The 17,397-nt window shown below is 69.4% G+C and carries 17 protein-coding genes; 7 read left to right on the forward strand and 10 right to left on the reverse strand.

The annotated features are described in order from the left end of the window. Positions 1–200: 200 nt before the first annotated feature. The 3 genes from EXE52_RS05520 (at position 201) to EXE52_RS05530 (ending at position 2,650) form a co-directional block, all read left to right on the forward strand. On the forward strand, positions 201–461 hold the full coding sequence (locus EXE52_RS05520; RefSeq protein ID WP_049930246.1) for a hypothetical protein: 261 nt from the start codon (positions 201–203) through the stop codon (positions 459–461). 196 nt (positions 462–657) lie between these two features. Beyond that, positions 658–1,806 (forward strand): site-2 protease family protein, encoded by a 1,149-nt coding sequence (locus EXE52_RS05525; protein ID WP_049930244.1) that lies wholly within the window; start codon positions 658–660, stop codon positions 1,804–1,806. Between the two features lie 7 nt (positions 1,807–1,813). Next, a complete protein-coding gene (locus EXE52_RS05530; protein ID WP_086219245.1) occupies positions 1,814–2,650 on the forward strand; it encodes an FkbM family methyltransferase in 837 nt (278 codons plus the stop codon). Between the two features lie 59 nt (positions 2,651–2,709). Here the strand turns inward: EXE52_RS05530 and EXE52_RS05535 are convergent, their stop codons facing one another. From EXE52_RS05535 to EXE52_RS05550, 4 genes are all read right to left on the reverse strand, one after another. Next, positions 2,710–4,383: an AarF/ABC1/UbiB kinase family protein gene (locus EXE52_RS05535; RefSeq protein WP_089308348.1), complete on the reverse strand. Its 1,674-nt coding sequence runs from the start codon at positions 4,381–4,383 to the stop codon at positions 2,710–2,712. 3 nt (positions 4,384–4,386) lie between these two features. Further along, complete coding sequence (locus tag EXE52_RS05540; RefSeq protein WP_049930239.1) at positions 4,387–4,761, reverse strand: Hsp20/alpha crystallin family protein; 375 nt, start codon at positions 4,759–4,761, stop codon at positions 4,387–4,389. 175 nt (positions 4,762–4,936) lie between these two features. Then, positions 4,937–5,641 carry a hypothetical protein gene (locus tag EXE52_RS05545; RefSeq protein WP_049930238.1) on the reverse strand — a complete coding sequence of 235 codons (705 nt, stop codon included), beginning with the start codon at positions 5,639–5,641 and terminating at the stop codon, positions 4,937–4,939. An 88-nt stretch (positions 5,642–5,729) separates the two neighbouring features. Beyond that, positions 5,730–6,500 carry an alpha/beta fold hydrolase gene (locus EXE52_RS05550; protein ID WP_094583049.1) on the reverse strand — a complete coding sequence of 257 codons (771 nt, stop codon included), beginning with the start codon at positions 6,498–6,500 and terminating at the stop codon, positions 5,730–5,732. Between the two features lie 214 nt (positions 6,501–6,714). Between EXE52_RS05550 and EXE52_RS05555 the strand changes: the two genes are divergently transcribed. Beyond that, positions 6,715–6,966, forward strand: a complete 252-nt coding sequence (locus tag EXE52_RS05555; protein WP_049930235.1) for a hypothetical protein — start codon at positions 6,715–6,717, stop codon at positions 6,964–6,966. Then, a complete protein-coding gene (locus EXE52_RS05560) occupies positions 6,963–9,230 on the forward strand; it encodes a CDC48 family AAA ATPase (protein ID WP_089308350.1) in 2,268 nt (755 codons plus the stop codon). The genes EXE52_RS05555 and EXE52_RS05560 overlap by 4 nt, the downstream gene beginning before the upstream one ends. Before the next feature lie 44 nt (positions 9,231–9,274). Here EXE52_RS05560 and EXE52_RS05565 read toward each other — a convergent pair whose 3' ends face one another. Further along, positions 9,275–9,517 carry a hypothetical protein gene (locus EXE52_RS05565; RefSeq protein ID WP_049930233.1) on the reverse strand — a complete coding sequence of 81 codons (243 nt, stop codon included), beginning with the start codon at positions 9,515–9,517 and terminating at the stop codon, positions 9,275–9,277. Positions 9,518–9,942: 425 nt separating this feature from the next. Between EXE52_RS05565 and EXE52_RS05570 the strand changes: the two genes are divergently transcribed. Continuing rightward, positions 9,943–13,098 (forward strand): adenosylcobalamin-dependent ribonucleoside-diphosphate reductase, encoded by a 3,156-nt coding sequence (locus EXE52_RS05570; protein WP_089308351.1) that lies wholly within the window; start codon positions 9,943–9,945, stop codon positions 13,096–13,098. Positions 13,099–13,252: 154 nt separating this feature from the next. On the opposite strand, the gene EXE52_RS05575 is transcribed toward EXE52_RS05570, so the two are convergent. From EXE52_RS05575 to EXE52_RS05585, 4 genes are all read right to left on the reverse strand, one after another. Further along, positions 13,253–13,690, reverse strand: coding sequence for a hypothetical protein (locus EXE52_RS05575; protein ID WP_086216092.1), 438 nt, complete (start codon positions 13,688–13,690; stop codon positions 13,253–13,255). 120 nt (positions 13,691–13,810) lie between these two features. Continuing rightward, entirely contained in the window at positions 13,811–13,966 is a 156-nt protein-coding gene (locus EXE52_RS18460; RefSeq protein WP_167373081.1) for a hypothetical protein, read from the reverse strand. Positions 13,967–14,063: 97 nt separating this feature from the next. After that, positions 14,064–15,041 (reverse strand): aldo/keto reductase, encoded by a 978-nt coding sequence (locus EXE52_RS05580; protein WP_089308352.1) that lies wholly within the window; start codon positions 15,039–15,041, stop codon positions 14,064–14,066. A gap of 71 nt (positions 15,042–15,112) precedes the next feature. Continuing rightward, positions 15,113–15,310, reverse strand: coding sequence for a hypothetical protein (locus EXE52_RS05585; protein ID WP_049930226.1), 198 nt, complete (start codon positions 15,308–15,310; stop codon positions 15,113–15,115). Positions 15,311–15,422: 112 nt separating this feature from the next. Here EXE52_RS05585 and EXE52_RS05590 point away from each other — a divergent pair, with 112 nt between their 5' ends. Beyond that, entirely contained in the window at positions 15,423–17,141 is a 1,719-nt protein-coding gene (locus EXE52_RS05590; protein ID WP_089308353.1) for a cryptochrome/photolyase family protein, read from the forward strand. A gap of 1 nt (position 17,142) precedes the next feature. Here EXE52_RS05590 and EXE52_RS05595 read toward each other — a convergent pair whose 3' ends face one another. Beyond that, positions 17,143–17,388, reverse strand: coding sequence for a hypothetical protein (locus EXE52_RS05595; RefSeq protein WP_089308354.1), 246 nt, complete (start codon positions 17,386–17,388; stop codon positions 17,143–17,145). Between the last annotated feature and the right edge of the window lie 9 nt (positions 17,389–17,397).

Below are 17,397 nucleotides of genomic sequence, written 5' to 3' on the forward strand. Positions count from 1 at the left end.
TACTCGCGTACCGAGTCAGCGACGGAGAAAACGTGTTCAAAACGGGTTATAAAATTTCTAGCGTGTTCTAGAAGCGTTGTAAAGAGTCCGTCAGACACGTTTTACCCCGGCGAGTTCGGTGAAACGCCCTGAAACCCCCTGAACGTCGCCCAACGGTGACGCCTTTATAACACCCTCCGGGAGCAAGGGTGAGGTGTACTATGAGCGCGACTGCGAACCCCTCCACGAACGCGAGCGCGAACGACGACCGCAGCAAGGAAGAGCGGCTGAAGCAGTACCTGCTCGACCGCGCACAAGACGGCGAGATGTACTTCAAGGGGAAGTTCATCTCCGACGACGTCGACCTCTCGCCGAAGGAGATCGGCGCCCTGATGGTGAAGCTCCGCGACTCGGCGACGGAGCTCACCGTCGAGAAGTGGTCGTACACGGGCGCGACGACCTGGCGCGTCGAACCCGCCTGAGGGACGCGCTCCGCCGACCGACGAACGCAGTACCGCTCCGAGGCGCACTCGGTTCACGAACCGGTCCCCGTCCCGCGCTTTTCTGACCGCGAGCGCGTCCGCGTCGAGTTCCGCCAGCCCACGCGCCGCGCCGTGTTTGCGGTACCCGTGCCCGCCGACGCGGGGTTTATACTCGCCGACCAGCTACGACCCCACGATGCCAGAACACGAGGACGCGGCGACGGCCGGCGACGGCGCGCCGCGTCCGGAGCCGCTCCGGACGTTCTTTCGGATCGACGAGGTCCGCCGCGAGGACGGTCGCGTGCGATACCGCGGCGAGTCGTACGTCCCGGAGCGGACGCTGTTGCGCAAGCTGACCCCCCACTTTCGAGAGGCGGGGTACGAGGTCGACGTGGAGGTCGTCGACGGCGGCCACGTCGTCGTCGCGACGCCGTTCGACCGCGGCCGGGACGGGATCCCGTGGGTGAACGTCGCCATGTTCGCGGCCACGCTGCTGTCGACACTGTTCGTCGGCGCGTACGGCTGGTACTACGTGCCGCTCGCGGAGATCCAGTCGAACCCCCTGACGCTGCTCCGGGCGTGGCCGTTCACGGCCGCCGTTCTCGGGGTGTTGATGACCCACGAACTCGGCCACTACGCCGCCGGTCGCTACCACGGCGTCCCCGTCTCGTTGCCGTACGTTATCCCCTTCATCTTCCCGTTCGGCACGCTCGGCGCGGTGATCCGCATCCGCGGCCGGATGCCGTCGCGGAAGGTCCTCTTCGATATCGGCGCGGCGGGACCGATCGCGGGGCTGTTCGCGACCGTCGTCGTGACCGCGATCGGTCTCTCGCTCGACCCGATCCAGGTGCCGGCGGAGCTCGCGAACTCGTCGGGCGCGGTGATCCGGTTCAACAACCCGCCACTCTTGGACTTCATCGCCGGCGCCCTCGGCCAGCCGACGAGCTACGGCGACCCGCGGCTCACCGCCCACCCCGTGGTGATCGGCGGGTGGGTCGGGATGTTCTTCACCGTCCTGAACCTCCTCCCGGTCGGCCAACTCGACGGCGGCCACATGGTCCGGGCGATGCTCGGGCCGCGACAGGAGACGGTGGCGGCGCTCGTCCCCGGCGCGCTGTTCGCCATCGCCGCCTACCTCTACTTCTGGCGGGGGCTCGGCCTGAACGAGTCGGTGGGGCTGTGGGCGTTCTGGGGCGTGTTCGCGACGGTCATCGCGTTCAACGGACCCGCGAATCCGGCCGACGAGGACGGGCTGGGGCTGCCGCGGATCGCGGTCGGGGCCGTCACGTTCGCCGTCGGCGCGCTCTGTTTCCTCCTCGTCCCGATTCAGGTCATCGGCGCGTGACACCGCGATGCCCTCGATAGCACGGCTGCCGTCGCTGGTTCGGTCGCGCGTCGAGCGGCTCGGCTTTCGAACCCTGTACCGGCTCGCCGACCTGACGTACGCGCTCGGCGTCGCGACGCCGAAGCGGACCGTCGCCGGCACGTACTGGAGCTACGAGCCGACGAACCCCCACGGCGACGACCCCGGACTGGCCGCGCTCGACCGTCTCCCGGAGGACGCGGTGATCCTCGACGTGGGCGCGCACGTCGGCGAGCACGCGATCCCGCTGACCCGCGGGACCGACCGTCGCGTAGTGGCGTTCGAGCCGAACGGCGAGAGCGCGGACCGGCTGGCGCGGAACGCCGAGCGGAACGGGCTCGGCGATCGGCTCGACCTCAGGCGGGCGGGCGCGGGCGACGCGAACGCGACGCTTACCTTCTATCGATCGACGTTCTCGAAGTGCTCGGCGTTCGACCGCGATCTGGCGACGAGGTGGGGCGCGAGCGTCGCCGGGACGGAGTCGGTCCCGGTCCGACGGCTCGACGAACTCGTCGAGGGCGTCGGCGACGAGAGAGCCGACGGGGGCGGGACAGTCCCGCCGCCGGACGCCGTGAAGGTCGACGTCGAGGGGCGCGAGGGGGCGGTCCTCCGGGGCGCGGCGGAGACGCTCGCGACGTACCGTCCGCTGCTCGTCGTGGAGGTCCACGAGTCGGGGTCAGCGGAGGGAGGCGCGGCGGACGAGGGGACGATGAGCCCGGACCCCGCCGCCCTCCGCGAGTGGCTAACGGCGCGGGAGTACGCGGTCGAGGAAGCGGAAGATGTGTGGATCTGTCGGGCGACAGGAGAGTCGATAAAAGGCCGCTGAGTCGGTCGCCGCGCCGCCGGTCCGGTCGCTGTGCCGTTGAGTGGCGCCCCGTCGCCGAGTCAGTCGTCGCGCCGCTGTTTCATCCCCTGGCGGGTGAACTGCGGCGTGGTGCGGAGTCCCCGCTTCTTCCGGAACGATCGGTACAAGGCGATCGCGAGCGGCGAGGCCAGCGCGAGGACGACGAGCGCGAGCCGCCAGTTGTTCGCGAACGAGTAGAGGATCGTCGCCGAGAGGACGCCGACGGCGAGTAGCACCGAGTAGGCGATCCGCATCGCCAGCTTCTCTAAGACCTTCGTGTCATCCTCTAAGACGACGTTGACCGTCAGGTCGTCGCGGTTGGCGCGGTCGAGGAACTCGTCGGCCTTCGGCGGGACCGTGAACAGCGCCTCGGTGGTCTGTTGTACCTGTCGGCCGGCGTCTTCGGCGAGGTCACGGGCGGTCTGCTCGTAGTACCCCTCCTCGCGGAGGTAGTCGGTCGCCGTCGAGATGAAGTCGAACTCGGGGTCTAAGGTGACACAGACCCCCTCGACGACGGTGGCGACCCGGAGGACCAAGGCGAGGTTCGGCGGGAGCCGGAGCGGGAACTCGTAGATGGACGACTCCACCTGCTCGATGATCTGGTTCACCTGATACTGCTCGACGTCCTCGCCCCGGACGTCGGCGATGGCGAGCTCCATCACGTTCCCCATCACCTCGCGGTCGGCCTCCGGCGAGAGGGTCCCCATCGAGATGAGCGTGTCGAGGATGGCGTCGATATCCTGCCGCGCGACCGCGACGTAGAACTCGACGATCTTCTCCTGGACGAACGGGTCCACCCGCCCCGCCATGCCGAAGTCGTAGAAGATCACGGACCCGTCGTCCGCGACCGCGAGGTTCCCCGGGTGCGGGTCGGCGTGGAACACGCCGTCGTCGATGATCATCTGGAGGTACACTTCCTGGAGGATCTCCGCGATCGCCGTCCGGTCGTGACCAGCCTCGTCGAGCGCGTCGATGTCGCTGATCTTCGTGCCCGGGACGTACTCCATGGTGAGCACCCGCGGCCCCGACACCGACTCGTACGTCTCCGGGATCCGGATCCGATCGTTGTCCGCGAAGTTGCCGCGGATCTCCTCGAGCATCGTCCGCTCGCGGGCGTAGTCCATCTCCTCGCGGATCGTCTTGGCGAACTCGTCGGCGAGGTTCTCCAGGGAGAACGACCGGCCGGCGCCGGTGAACCGCTTGACCAGCGGGATCGACCAGCGGATCGTGCGGAGGTCGGCCTCGACGAGCGACTCGATGCCGGGCCGACGCACCTTCACCGCGACCTCGTCGCCCTCGTAGGTGGCGGTGTACACCTGTCCGAGGCTCGCGCCGCTTATCGGGTCGCGGTCGAAGTCGTCGAACGTCTCGTCGATCGGCCCGAACTCGTCTTCGAGGACGACCCGCGACTCCTCCCACGGCGCGGGGGGAACGTCGTCTTGGAGTCCCTCCAAGACCTCGATGTACGCCGGGGGAAGGATGTCGGGACGCGTCGAGAGGATCTGTCCGAGTTTGATGAACGTCGGCCCGAGCGTGAGCAGGATGTCGAGCAGCACCGCGGCGCGCTCGCGCTGGGTCTCGGCGTCGACCTCTCGGCTCCCGCCGAACAGGAAGTACCGGCGACGGTCACGCCAGTAGGCGACGATGAGCGGCGAGAACTGCCGCAGAACGACGACGAACCGCCAGTAGGCGTGAAGGTTGACCAGCGTGACCACCCGTCAGGCGTCGCCCTCGTCGTCCGCGTCGTCGACGGGGATGGTCCGGGAGACGTCGCGCTCTCGCTTGGGGAGGGAGATTTCGAGGACGCCGCGGTCGATCTCGGCGTCGGCGCCCGCGCCGTCGGCGTCGTTCGGGAGGGGGAGTTCCGCGTCGAGGAACAGCGGGCGGTCCTCCCGGACGTACTCGAACCCGTCGGGGACGGCCTTCTCGCGGCGACCCTCGATGTCGATACGACCGTCCTCGACGAGCACCTCGGTCGTCGCTGCGGTCGCGCCCGGGAGGTCGACGACGAGGACGTACCCGTCGTCGGACTCGAGTAGGTCCGCAAACACCGCGTCCGGGAGGTCCCGGAGCGCGTCGCGTAGCGCTGACATAGGGGTCGGTAGGATCGCCGCGGCGAAAAACCTGTGGAAAAGGCGGATCGGGGCGGAAGATCCACCGCGGGTGACGCGGAGCGAGTGCCGCTGGTGGCGCGGAGCGAGTGCCGCTGGTGGCGCGGAGCGAGTGCCACAGGTGGCGTGGAGCGAGTGGGGCTCCCGGGGAGGCGGCTCAGTCGCGGTCGCCGATGTCGAGGTCGAACTTCCCGAGGTCGTCCCCCTGCGACTCGCCGGGGAGGATGTCGCCGAGGCCCGCGCCGAACGCCGCCGCGGCCCAGACGACCGCGACCCGGCTGACCCGTTCGAGCGCGGTGGGGTCGCCCTCGTGGAGGCGCCCCCAGAACAGCAGCATGGCCGCCGACGTGGCGAGCGAGACGAGGAGGACCCCGGCGTAGCGGCGCGGGATGACGCCGAGGATCGGGTGGTGGATCGCGATCTGCCGGAAGTCGGCGTAGTAGAGGAGCCCGGCGGTCGCGACGAAGACGAAGCCGACGTGGCCGATCAGGAGGACCGGGACGCCCGCGACGGTCGTCGCCGCGAACCAGGCCGCGATCTCGAAGACGCCGCCCTCGACGAGCAGCGGGAGCGCGAACAGCACCGCCCCGACGAACGACTCGGCGAGGTCTCTGGATGTGTACTTCGTGATCCGCTCCGCGAGCGCGCCGCTCCCGGGCATCCGCTCGACGAGCGAGATCGTCTGTCGAACCTCCTCGCGCTCGTGGCCCTCGTCGACCGTGTCGCGCAGGGCGTCGAGCTTCGCGAGCAGGTCGTCGATGTCGGGGTCGCCCGGGGGCGGTTCGGCCGGAGGCTGTTCGGCGCCCGCCGGCGCTCCGGACCCGTCGGCACGGCCGGTATCGCCGTCGTCGCTGTCGACCATGTGCCCACGGGACGCGCGACCGACCTAAATCTCGCGGCGGTCGGCTGGTCCACGCGGTCGCGAGCCGACGACCGGCGGGACGGGCGGCCTACAGCCGACCGAGGAACGCGGAGAGCGCGTCGTTGAACGCGGTCGGCGCTTCGAGCATCGCGAGGTGCGCGGCGTCGGGGACCTCCGCGAGCTCTCCGGCCGGGATCCCGTCCGCGAGGTACTCATGGTACGCGGGCGGCGTGAGCTCGTCGTGCGCGCCGACGAGCGCGAGCGCCGGGACGCCGATCTCGCCGAGTCGCTCCCGGACGTCGAACCGGTGGCAGGTGAGGAAGTCGCGTTCGGTGACCGCTCGCCCGCACTCGCGCATGGCCGCCTCGGAGAGCTCGACGTACTCGGGCGGCGCGTCGTGGAAGAGGCGGTCCGGCTCGTGGAGCAGCGAGACGGCCCGCTCGAAATCGTCGGCGAGCGCGCCGCGGAGGGGCTCGGCCACCGCGAGCTTCGCGCCCGTGCCCGCGAGGACGAGGCCGTCGAGCGCGAGGTCGCGCTCTAAGGCGACCCGCAGCGCGACCGCGCCGCCGAGGGAGTTGCCGCAGAGGACTGTCGCCCCCGTCTCCTCCGCGACCGCGACCACGTCGTCCGCGTACGCGTCGAGCGTCTCGGGGCCGGCGGGCGTCGCGACGTCGTCGCTGTCGCCGTGCCCGGAGAGGTCGACGGCGACGCTCGGAACCAGGTCGGCCAGCCTGGCCTGCGACTTCCAGATGTCTTTCGTGCCGCCGCTGCCGTGAACGAAGCAGACCGTCGGCCCGTCGCCGCCGCGGTCGAAGCGGCGGTACGCCGTCGCGCGACCGTCGTGGGTGACCCGTTCCATGTCCGGGCGGTTCGGCGCCGAGCGGTATAAGCGCCCGAGGGAGCCGACGCGCGCTCGGCGACTCGATCGGCGCCGCGGGTCCGACCGCACGACGGCGGACGGTCGGCGGTGGAATCGCTCGAACCGCTACACTACCGTTAGTACAAAGAGGCACTCACGTCATGCGATTTTGAGCGTCAAGTTTAAATACTTACGCGACTAACTCGTAGTTAGGATGAATCACATACAGACCCGATCGACCGGCGACGGCGCGCTGCTGCGCCGGTACGAGTACGACGACGGCTGGACCGTCGCCGCCGACCTCGACGTCGACGACGAGGCCGTCACCGTCGACACCGTCGGCGAGACGGCGATCGTCGTCGTAGAGGGACCGGACGGGCCGGTCGAATCGGAGTTCGAGCTGCCCGGGACGGCCGCCGACGTGGCGGTGAACAACGGCGTGCTCACCGTGGAGGGCGACCGATGAAGCTCACTGTCAAGCCGCTGAAACAGAAGGACGCCGGCCGTCGCCTGGCGGCAATCGACCGCGTCGCGGCCGACGAGCTCGGGCTCTCCGGCGGGGACATCGTCCGCGTCGAGAGCGCCGACGGGGCGGCGATCGCCCGCGTCTGGCCCGGCTACCCCGAGGACGACGGGACGGGCGTGATCCGCATCGACGGGCGCCTCCGCCAGGAGGCCGACGTGGGGATCGACGACCGCGTCACCGTCGAGGACGTCGACGTCTCGCGGGCGGACGCGGTGACGATCGCCTTCCCCAGCCAGCTGCGGGTGCGGGGGCAGATCGCCCCGTTCATCCGGGACAAGCTCTCCGGTCAGCCGGTGACCGAGGGGCAGACGATCCGGACCTCGCTCGGCTTCGGGCTGATGGGCGGCCAGTCGCAGGCGGTCCCGATGAAGATCGCCGAGACGAGCCCCGGCGGCACGGTCGTCATCACCGACGAGACGGAGATCAGCATCTCCGAGATCTCCGCCGAGGAGATCGCCGACCGCGGCGAGGCCGCGGGCGGCACCGGCGAGGGGCCGGACGTGACCTACGAGGACATCGGCGGGCTCGACGACGAGCTCGAACAGGTCCGCGAGATGATCGAGCTCCCGATGCGGCACCCGGAGCTGTTCAAGCGCCTCGGCATCGACCCGCCGAAGGGCGTCCTGCTCCACGGCCCGCCGGGCACGGGGAAGACGCTGATCGCGAAGGCGGTCGCCAACGAGATCGACGCGAACTTCCACACGATCTCCGGCCCGGAGATCATGTCGAAGTACTACGGCGAGAGCGAGGAGCAGCTCCGCGAAGTGTTCGAGGAGGCGTCCGAGGAGTCGCCGTCGATCATCTTCATGGACGAGCTCGACTCCATCGCGCCCAAGCGCGAGGAGGCGGGCGGCGACGTGGAGCGCCGCGTCGTGGCGCAGCTGCTCTCGCTGATGGACGGGCTCGAAGAGCGCGGCGAGGTCGTCGTCATCGGGGCGACGAACCGCGTCGACGCCATCGATCAGGCGCTCCGACGGGGCGGCCGCTTCGACCGCGAGATCGAGGTGGGCGTCCCCGACCGGGACGGTCGCAAGGAGATCCTTCAGGTCCACACGCGGAACATGCCGCTGACCGACGGGATCGACCTCGACGAGTACGCCGAGAACACGCACGGCTTCGTCGGGGCCGACCTCGAATCGCTGGCGAAGGAGTCCGCGATGCACGCGCTGCGGCGCATCCGCCCGGAGATCGACCTCGAATCGGACGAGATCGACGCCGACGTGCTGAACAGCATCCAGGTGACCGAGTCGGACTTCAAGGAGGCGATCAAGGGGATCGAACCCTCCGCGCTGCGGGAGGTGTTCGTGGAGGTCCCCGACACCACCTGGGACGACGTCGGCGGCCTCGGCGACACGAAAGAGCGGCTCCGCGAGACGATCCAGTGGCCGCTCGAGTACCCCGAGGTGTTCGACGAGCTCGACATGCAGGCCGCGAAGGGCGTCCTGATGTACGGCCCGCCGGGCACGGGGAAGACCCTGCTCGCGAAGGCCGTCGCCAACGAGAGCGAGTCCAACTTCATCTCGATCAAGGGGCCCGAGCTGCTGAACAAGTACGTGGGCGAGTCCGAGAAGGGCGTCCGCGAGGTGTTCAGCAAGGCCCGCGAGAACGCGCCGACGATCGTGTTCTTCGACGAGATCGACTCGATCGCCACCGAGCGCGGGAAGAACTCCGGCGACTCCGGCGTGGGCGAGCGCGTCGTCTCCCAGCTGCTGACGGAGCTCGACGGCCTCGAGTCGCTGGAGGACGTCGTCGTCGTCGCGACGACGAACCGCCCCGACCTCATCGACTCGGCGCTGCTCCGCCCCGGTCGCTTAGACCGGCACGTCCACGTGCCAGTGCCCGACGAGGCGGCGCGCCGCCGGATCTTCGAGGTCCACACGCGGGATAAGCCGCTGGCGGACGACGTCGACCTCGACGCCCTCGCCCGCAAGACCGAGGGGTACGTGGGGGCCGACATCGAGGCGGTCGCCCGCGAGGCGTCGATGAACGCCTCTCGGGAGTTCATCGGCAGCGTCACGCGCGAGGAGGTCGGCGAGTCCGTCGGCAACGTCCGCGTGACGATGGAGCACTTCGAGGACGCGCTGAGCGGGGTGAACCCGAGCGTCACCCCCGAGACGCGCGAGCGCTACGAGGAGATAGAAAAGCAGTTCAAGCGGTCGGAGGTCGACCGCACCGAGGCCGAACCGGGCGCGGCGTTCCAGTAAGCCGGGCGCTTCGACCCGAACCGGCGGCCGGCCCGCGGCGGTTTTTAGACAAGTCCCAGCGTCGACAGCAGGTAGAACGCCGCGACGACGACGATGCCGATCGTGACGAGCCGCCACGCGAGCTTCAATACGAACTTGCCGACGACGATGACGAGCGCGACGGCGACGAGGGCGACCAGGAGCTGCCCGACCTGACTGCCGAGCAGCGCGGCCTGTGCCGGCGCGGCGAGCCCCGCGAGCGCGAGCGACGTTGCGGTCATGTCCCGGACCACGGCGACGCCGGGCATAAGCTTGTGGGAGGAGCCGGAAGTCGTTTACTAGTTCTGATAGGTCTTCAGGCATTCCGGTGATGGGGCCGAGCGTGGATCCGCCCGACATCGGCCGACACGGCGGTATCGGGCGCCGGCTGGGCCGGCGGTTGCCGCCTCGATCGACCCCCCTTCTGTTCCCGTGGGAGACCGCTCACATCGTGTGGTTTTTTCGATCGACGACCAGTTTCACTCCGGTCTACCTATGCTTATGTGTCCAGAACCCGTTCATTACCGACGTACCGGATTCAGCGTCAGGCGCGCCGGAGAGACGTTACATACCGAATCGGACATGTAGAAGCCGGGCGGGGCCGAACATCCGAACGTACAAGGGCCCGCCTCGCCAGTACACCAACACTACAGATGATCCATATTCCACGCAAAGCCAGCGGGGTGGCCGCCGAATGAGCAGCGACGGCGTCTCCGCCGACGGAGTCGAACTGCCGATCAAACGAACCACGGGCGAGACGATGGAGGAGCGCCTCACGGGCAACGCCTACCAGAACATCCTGCCCGCGCGCTACCTCCGGAAGAACGCGGACGGCGAACCGATCGAAGACCAGGAGGAACTCTTCGACCGGGTCGCGCGAAACGTCGCGCTCGCGGAGGCCGTCTTCGAGGCTGAAAACCAGGGCGTCGAGGTCACCGTCACGCCCGACCAGCTGAAGCCCGACCACCCGCGGCGCGACGAGCTCGCCGAGGACGTGTTCGGCGCGGGCACGACGGCCGACGACGACGCGGAGGCGACGCTCACGGCCCACAACGTCAACAAGTTCGCGTACGAGACGGTCGTTCCCGAGCTCCCCGACGGGGTGCGCGACCACGTCGAGGCGACCGCCGAGACGTTCCGACAGGGGATGGAGTCGCTTTCCTTCATGCCGAACTCCCCGACGCTGATGAACGCCGGCGACGAGCTCCAGCAGCTCTCCGCCTGCTTCGTCGACTCGCCGGGCGACGACATCACCGACATCCACCAGACCGCCAAGGAGGCGGCCGAGGTGTTCCAGTCCGGCGGCGGCATGGGGTACGCGTTCTGGAAGCTCCGGCCGTACGGCGACTCCGTCGGCTCCACCGGCGGCATCGCCTCCGGCCCGATCACGTTCATGCGGACGTTCGACCAGATGTGCGAGACGATCGCGCAGGGCGGCGCGCGCCGCGGCGCCCAGATGGGCGTCATGCGCATCTCGCACCCGGACGTGATCCAGTTCATCCACGCGAAGAACAAGGACGTCTCGCTGGCCCACTCGCTGCGGCTCAACGACCCCGACGACTTCACGCACAACTCCTTCGCGGACGCGCTGGAGGAGGCCCGCGAGCTCATCGACGAGGACGGCAAGGTGCCCGAGCACCTCCGGAACGCGGTCGAGGGACACCTCTCGAACTTCAACATCAGCGTCGGCGTCACCGACGACTTCATGGAGGCGCTGGCGAACGACGAGGAGTTCACCTTCACCAACCCCCGCACCGAGGAGCCCCACGTCGCCACCCCGGAGACGAAGGAGCTCTACGACATGTTCGGGCTCGGCGAGCACGTCGAGGTCGGCGAGGAGCTCTCCGTCCCGGCGGCGGAGATCTGGGATCACATGATCCAGGGCGCACACGAGAACGGGGAGCCGGGCGTCGTCTACCTCGAACGGATCAACAAGGAGCACTCCTTCGACGTGGAGGAGCACCCGGAGCACCAGATTCTCGCGACGAACCCCTGCGGCGAGCAGCCGTTAGAGGAGTACGAGGCCTGTAACCTCGGCCACATCAACCTCTCGACGCTCGCGGACCTCGACGCGCCCGACTGGCGCGTCTGGTCGGACGAGCACGCCGACGAGTACGACTCCGAGGCGGCCGCAGTCGAGGCGTTCCTCGAAGAGGCGATCGACTTCGAGGAGTTCGAAGAGCGGATCGCGTACGGCACCCGCTTCCTCGAGAACGTCGTCACGATGTCCGACTTCCCGGTCGACGAGATCGAGGAGAAGGTCCGCGACATGCGGAAGATCGGGCTCGGGATCATGGGGCTCGCGCAGCTGTACGTCCAGCTCGGCGTCCGCTACGGCTCCGAGTCGGGCAACGAGATCGCCCGGCAGCTGATGACCCACATCAACCACGAGTCGAAGCTTGCCTCCCACGATCTCGCCGAGGAGCGCGGGACGTTCAACGACTGGGCGGACTCGAAGTACGCGAACCCGACCGAGCACCGCGACTGGTTCGAGCACTTCACCGGGCTCGACGCCGACGAGTGGGCGGACGGCTTCCCGATCCGCAACCACAACACGACGACGATCGCCCCCACGGGCACGACGTCGATGATCGGCAACACGACCGGCGGCTGCGAGCCGATCTACAACGTCGCCTACTACAAGAACGTCTCCGACGACGTCCAGGGCGACGAGATGCTCGTCGAGTTCGACGACTACTTCCTGCGCACGCTGGAGGCCAACGACGTCGACGTCGAGGCCGTCAAGCGCGAGGCGCAGGCGCAGATGGCCGAAAACGCGTTCGACGGCGTCGAGGGGCTCGACACCGTCCCGGACGCCATCGGCGAGCTGTTCGTCGTCACCGGCGACCTCTCGGCGAAGGACCACGCCGGCGTCCAGGTCGCCTGTCAGAAGGGCGTCGACTCCGCCATCTCGAAGACCGTGAACGCGCCCAACGACTCGACGCTGGGCGACGCCAAGGAGGTCTTCGAGTACATCTACGAGAACGGCGGGAAGGGCGTCACCTACTACCGCGACGGCACCCGCTCGAAGCAGGTGCTCACGACGCGGGCGCAGAACACGGAGTTCGCCGACGAGAGCGAGGCCGCGGAGACCATCGTCGAGCAGATCAACGAGGTCTTCGGCGGCGTCGAGGCGTTCCTCGACAACGAGGACGTCCGCGCGGCGATCGACGCGGAGGTCGCAGACCTGCTCGAAGCGACCGAGCAGCCCCGGATCGACTACAGCGAGCGCAGCCCGCGCCCCGACTCGCTGTCGGGCGTCACCCAGCGGGTCGAGACGGGCTACGGCAAGCTGTACGTCACCATCAACGAGGACGAGAACGGTCGACCGTTCGAGCTGTTCGCGAACATCGGCCACTCCGGCGGCTACACCAACTCCTTCACCGAGGCGCTCGCGAAGGTCATCTCGACGGCGCTGCGCTCCGGCGTCGACCCCGAGGAGATCGTCGACGAGCTCCAGGGCACCCGGAGCCCGAAGGTCGCCTGGGACAAGGGCGAGCAGATCCAGTCGATCCCGGACGCCATCGGCACCGCGCTGCGGCGCTACCTCGACGACGACGTCGACAAGGGGATCCCTCAACAGCAGAGCCTCGACGACGTCGAGGAGGCCGCGTCGAGCGCGAGCCCGCCGAGCCAGACCGACGGCGGCGCGGTCGACGCCGGCGCGGCGACCGGCGCCCCGAGCGGGACCGCTCCGACGGGCGAGGACGACGCGGCCGGCGCCGACGACTCGACCCAGCAGCTCATCGCGGCGGGCGAGTCGCCCGAGTGTCCCGAGTGCGGCGGGATGAACCTCTACTACTCCGAGGGCTGTAAGACGTGCGAGTCGTGCGGCTGGTCGGAGTGTTAGCCGGGCGGCGCGAACGTCGGTAGCGCGCGGTCGACGGCGCGGTTTTCTGCGGGTCGTTGACGCTTCCGCGCGCGTTCACTACCGGTCGATAGACGAGCGTGACGCTGTTCGGGTCAGGTGGAGCGGTCGGGACCGAAAAGAGGTTACCGTCGGCTCAGTCGTCTTCGAGCGCCTGCGCGATGCGCTGGAGCTGGCGGGTGGCGTCGCGGACCTCGTCGCGGAGCTGGCGCACCTCGCGGACGAGCTCCTCGTTGCCGCCGTCGTCGCCGCGGGCGCCCTGCTCTGCGCCCGCGCCGGGACCGCCGCCCATGCCGGGCGGGCCGCCCGCGCCGCCGGGGCCGCCGCCGCCGCCCATCATGCCGGACATCATCTGCGCGAAGGGGTTGCCGCCGCCGCCACCGCCCATCCCCGGCGGCCCGCCGCCGCCCATCATCTCCTCCGGGTCGGGCCGGTCGCCCTCCTCGCGCTCCTGCTCGCGTCGCTCCCGGATCTCCTCGACGCGCTCGCGGAACGACTTCTCCTCGCCGTCGTCACCGTCGCTCTGTTCGCCGCCCTCGCCGTTCTCGGGGTCGGTGGCGTCGTCGTCTGCCATGCGCCACGGTTCGGCGGCGCCGCCGAAAAGGGTTGTCGTGGCGCCCGCGACGGTGTGTTTATAAATAGCCGGCGGGCGGCGGTGTCGGACCGGCGCTCCGCCGGCGGCCCCGAGCCGGCGTCAGGTCCGAATCAGCCGGTGGCAGTTCGGGCACTCCGCCGAGTCCGTGTCCCGGCCGGCCGCAGGCACACGGTCGCCGCAGTTCGGACACCGGATCCGGGTGCGAGCGTACTCCGTCCTCGACCGGGTCGGGGTTCGGTCGGTGTCGTCGACCATATGAGTGTGACATTCACTAGCATACAAATGACTTATCGACATATTCCTAAAACACGATTTAGGTCGCCGAGCGCGCAGCCGGAGTCGCGCTCCGCCGTCACTCGTGACCGGAGACGCGGACCGGCTCGTACGGCTCTTCGAGCCACTCCACGTCGGAATCGGAGAGGTTGACGTCGAGCGCCTCGACCGCGTCTTCGAGGTGTTCGACGCTCGTCGTGCCGACGATGGGCGTGTCGACCCACTCCTTGTGGAACAGCCACGCGAGCGCGATCTGCGCCATCTTCACGCCCTCCTCCGCGGCGAGCTCCTCGACTCGCTCGTTGACCGCCCGCCCGCCGCCCTCGCGGTAGGGGTGCGCGTAGAGGTGCTCCTCGGTCTCGCCGCGGAGGGTGGCGTCGACCTCCTCGTGCGGGCGCGTCAGGTAGCCGCGCGCGAGGGGGCTCCACGGCATCACGCCGATTCCCTCCTTCTCGCACAGCGGGAGCATCTCGCGCTCCTCCTCGCGGTAGGCGAGGTTGTAGTGGTTCTGCATCGTGGCGAACCGCTCGTACCCCTCGCGGTCGCTCGCGTGGAGCGCCTCGGCGAACTGGTGGGCCCACATCGAGGAGGCGCCGACGTGTCGCACGTCGCCCCGTCGCACCGCGTCGTCGAGCGCGGCGAGCGTCTCCTCGATCGGCGTGTCGTCGTCCCAGCGGTGGATCTGATAGAGGTCGACCGTCTCCATGCCGAGCCGGTCGAGGGAGTTCGACAGCTCCTGCTCGATGGCCTTCCGGGAGAGGCCGCCCGAGTTCGGGTTCGACTCGTCCATCTGGAAGTACCCCTTCGTGGCCACGACGAACTCCTCGCGGTCGTATTCGCCGAGGGCGTCACCGAGGACGCGCTCGCTCGCGCCGTTCGAGTACATGTTGGCGGTGTCGAAGAAGTTCACGCCGAGTTCGACGGCGCGGTCGACGAGCTCGCGGCCCGCCTCCTCGTCGAGCACCCACTCGCGCCAGTCCGGGTCGCCGAAGCTCATACAGCCGAGACAGATCTTCGAGACGGTGGTGCCGGTGGAGCCGAGCGTGGTGTACTCCATACGCGCACCAGTTCGAGGCGGAACAAAAAGCTACGCGCGGCGGCAGCGACGGGCTCGGCCCGAGGCGGGGATCAGAGGTCCCGGAACGACGCCGTGTACACGAGGAACGCCCCGGTGAGGATGACGAACGCGAGGAACGTCACGAGCGCGAGCACGTTCGCGACCGGCGAGAGCGGCGCGAGGAAGGACTGTCCGGTCGAGTCGAGCACCAGCACGGCGAGGAGGGCGGCGATGAGGCCGAGCAGCCAGTTCGTGAGGATCTCGTCCATGGCTCGCCCGACACGGGGGGCCGACAAAAGTCCGCGGGTGACGCGTCGTTCCGGGAGGTCGCGGTCGAGCGACGCCGCCGGAGCTATGAGACTCGGGAGCGTTATTCGTCCCGTGAGCGACCGGACGACCTGCTGGCTGCTCGGTGACCAGCTCAACCCCGACCTCGACGCCCTCGACGCGGCCGACGAGGTCCTCCTGATCGAAGCGCACGGGTTCGCCGACCGGAAGCCGTACCACGCCCACAAGCTGACGCTCGTGTTCTCGGCGATGCGGCACTTCCGCGACGACCTCCGCGATCGCGGCCACGACGTGACGTACGTTCAGGCGGAGTCGTTCGGCGAGGGGCTCGACGAGTTCTTCGCTGGTCGGGCGGCCGAGGCGAACGACGGCGAGGACGACGACGGGCCGCGCCTGCGGCTCATGCGCCCCGCGAGCCACGGCGCCGGCGAGCGGCTCCGCGGGCTGGTCGCCGAGCGCGGCGGCACCCTCGAACTCGTCGACAACGAGCTGTTCTGGACGACACCGGCGGACTGGCGCGAGTGGGCCGGCGACGAGGGGACCGAGATCGGCGCCGACGGGGCCGCGGAGCGCACCTACCGGCAGGAGCACTGGTACCGGCACGTCCGTCGCGAGACGGGCGTGCTGATGGACGACGGCGAGCCGGTCGGCGGGGAGTGGAACTACGACGACCTGAATCAGGAGACGCCGCCGGAGGACTGGGAACCGCCGGGGCGGCCGACGTTCGAGCCGGACGAGCTGACCCGCGAGACCCACGCGTGGGTGTGCGACCGGTTCGACACGTGGGGGAACGACGCGCTCGACGGGTTCGCGTGGCCGGTCACGCGGGCAGAGGCCCGCGAGGCGCTCGACCGGTTCGTCCGCGACGGGCTGCCCGCGTTCGGACGGTACGAGGACGCGATGGTCGGCGGCGAGCCGTTCCTCTCGCACTCGCTGCTGTCGCCGGCGATCAACCTCGGGCTGCTCGACCCGCGCGAGCCGGTGCGGGCGGTCGAGCGCGCCTACGAGGAGCGGGGGGTCGAGCCCGGCGCGTACGACCCAGACGACCACGGCGACGCGGGCGGGACGGCGACCTCGCTCGACGAGTTCGGCGGGGACGCGGCGGACGGCGAGGACGGAGCGACCGGGGGCAGAGCGGCCGGGGGCAACGAGCCCGCCCCCGTCCCGCTCAACGCCGTAGAAGGGTTCGTGAGGCAGGTGATCGGCTGGCGGGAGTTCATGCGCCACGTCTACCGCGAGGCGATGCCGGAGCTCGCGGAGGCGAATCAGTTGGAACAGGACCGGGAGCTTCCCCCCGCCTACTGGGACGGCGAGACGGACATGCGGTGTCTCTCGGAGGCGGTCGGGCACGTCCGCGAGTTCGGCTACGCCCACCACATCGAGCGGCTGATGGTGCTGTCGAACTTCGCGCTCGTGTACGGCGCCGACCCCGCCGACGTGAACGAGTGGTTCCACCTCGGCTTCGTCGACGCCTACCACTGGGTGACGACGCCGAACGTCGTCGCGATGGGGTCGTTCGGCACGGACGTGCTCTCCTCGAAGCCGTACGCCTCCTCGGGGAGCTACGTCAACCGGATGAGCGACCACTGCGCCGACTGCCCGTACGCCGTCTCGCGGACCACGGGCGACGGGGCCTGCCCGTTCAACGCGCTCTACTGGGACTTCCTGAAGGAGAACGAGGAGACGCTCCGCGGCACCGGGCGAATGGGGCTGATGTACTCGCACGTCGACAAGAAGGACGACGAGGAGTGGGCGGCGATCCGCGAGCGCGCCGATCGAGTGCGCGAACTCGCCGCGGACGGGGACCTGTGAGTTACTCGCCGCTCGCGAGGCGGCGCAGCCGCGGGAGCGCCTGCTCGTAGCCGAGACCGACGAGGCCGACGTACAGCGCGATCAGTCCCATGCCGACGGCCCACGCACCGAGGACGAGATCGCCGCCGGAGACGGCGGAGAGCCCGAACTGTTCGAGCACGACGCCGACCGCGGCGGCCGCGCCGGCGCCGACGGCAGCGGCGAGGAGTTCGACGAGTTCGACCGCGACGGCAGGTACTTCGACCATACCCGGTGA

The organism is Halorubrum sp. CGM4_25_10-8A, from assembly GCF_005435025.1.
Taxonomy (GTDB): Archaea; Halobacteriota; Halobacteria; order Halobacteriales; family Haloferacaceae; genus Halorubrum; species Halorubrum ezzemoulense.

Excerpts from the sequence above, each read along its gene's own strand:
- EXE52_RS05545 (WP_049930238.1), bottom strand. The coding sequence starts at position 5,641 with ATGGTCGACAGCGACGACGGCGATACCGGCCGTGCCGACGGGTCCGGA.
- EXE52_RS05540 (WP_049930239.1), bottom strand. The coding sequence starts at position 4,761 with ATGTCAGCGCTACGCGACGCGCTCCGGGACCTCCCGGACGCGGTGTTT.
- EXE52_RS18460 (WP_167373081.1), bottom strand. The coding sequence starts at position 13,966 with ATGGTCGACGACACCGACCGAACCCCGACCCGGTCGAGGACGGAGTAC.
- EXE52_RS05595 (WP_089308354.1), bottom strand. The coding sequence starts at position 17,388 with ATGGTCGAAGTACCTGCCGTCGCGGTCGAACTCGTCGAACTCCTCGCC.
- EXE52_RS05580 (WP_089308352.1), bottom strand. The coding sequence starts at position 15,041 with ATGGAGTACACCACGCTCGGCTCCACCGGCACCACCGTCTCGAAGATC.
- EXE52_RS05565 (WP_049930233.1), bottom strand. The coding sequence starts at position 9,517 with ATGCCCGGCGTCGCCGTGGTCCGGGACATGACCGCAACGTCGCTCGCG.
- EXE52_RS05555 (WP_049930235.1), top strand. The coding sequence starts at position 6,715 with ATGAATCACATACAGACCCGATCGACCGGCGACGGCGCGCTGCTGCGC.
- EXE52_RS05560 (WP_089308350.1), top strand. The coding sequence starts at position 6,963 with ATGAAGCTCACTGTCAAGCCGCTGAAACAGAAGGACGCCGGCCGTCGC.
- EXE52_RS05520 (WP_049930246.1), top strand. The coding sequence starts at position 201 with ATGAGCGCGACTGCGAACCCCTCCACGAACGCGAGCGCGAACGACGAC.
- EXE52_RS05525 (WP_049930244.1), top strand. The coding sequence starts at position 658 with ATGCCAGAACACGAGGACGCGGCGACGGCCGGCGACGGCGCGCCGCGT.
- EXE52_RS05575 (WP_086216092.1), bottom strand. The coding sequence starts at position 13,690 with ATGGCAGACGACGACGCCACCGACCCCGAGAACGGCGAGGGCGGCGAA.
- EXE52_RS05550 (WP_094583049.1), bottom strand. The coding sequence starts at position 6,500 with ATGGAACGGGTCACCCACGACGGTCGCGCGACGGCGTACCGCCGCTTC.
- EXE52_RS05530 (WP_086219245.1), top strand. The coding sequence starts at position 1,814 with ATGCCCTCGATAGCACGGCTGCCGTCGCTGGTTCGGTCGCGCGTCGAG.
- EXE52_RS05570 (WP_089308351.1), top strand. The coding sequence starts at position 9,943 with ATGAGCAGCGACGGCGTCTCCGCCGACGGAGTCGAACTGCCGATCAAA.
- EXE52_RS05585 (WP_049930226.1), bottom strand. The coding sequence starts at position 15,310 with ATGGACGAGATCCTCACGAACTGGCTGCTCGGCCTCATCGCCGCCCTC.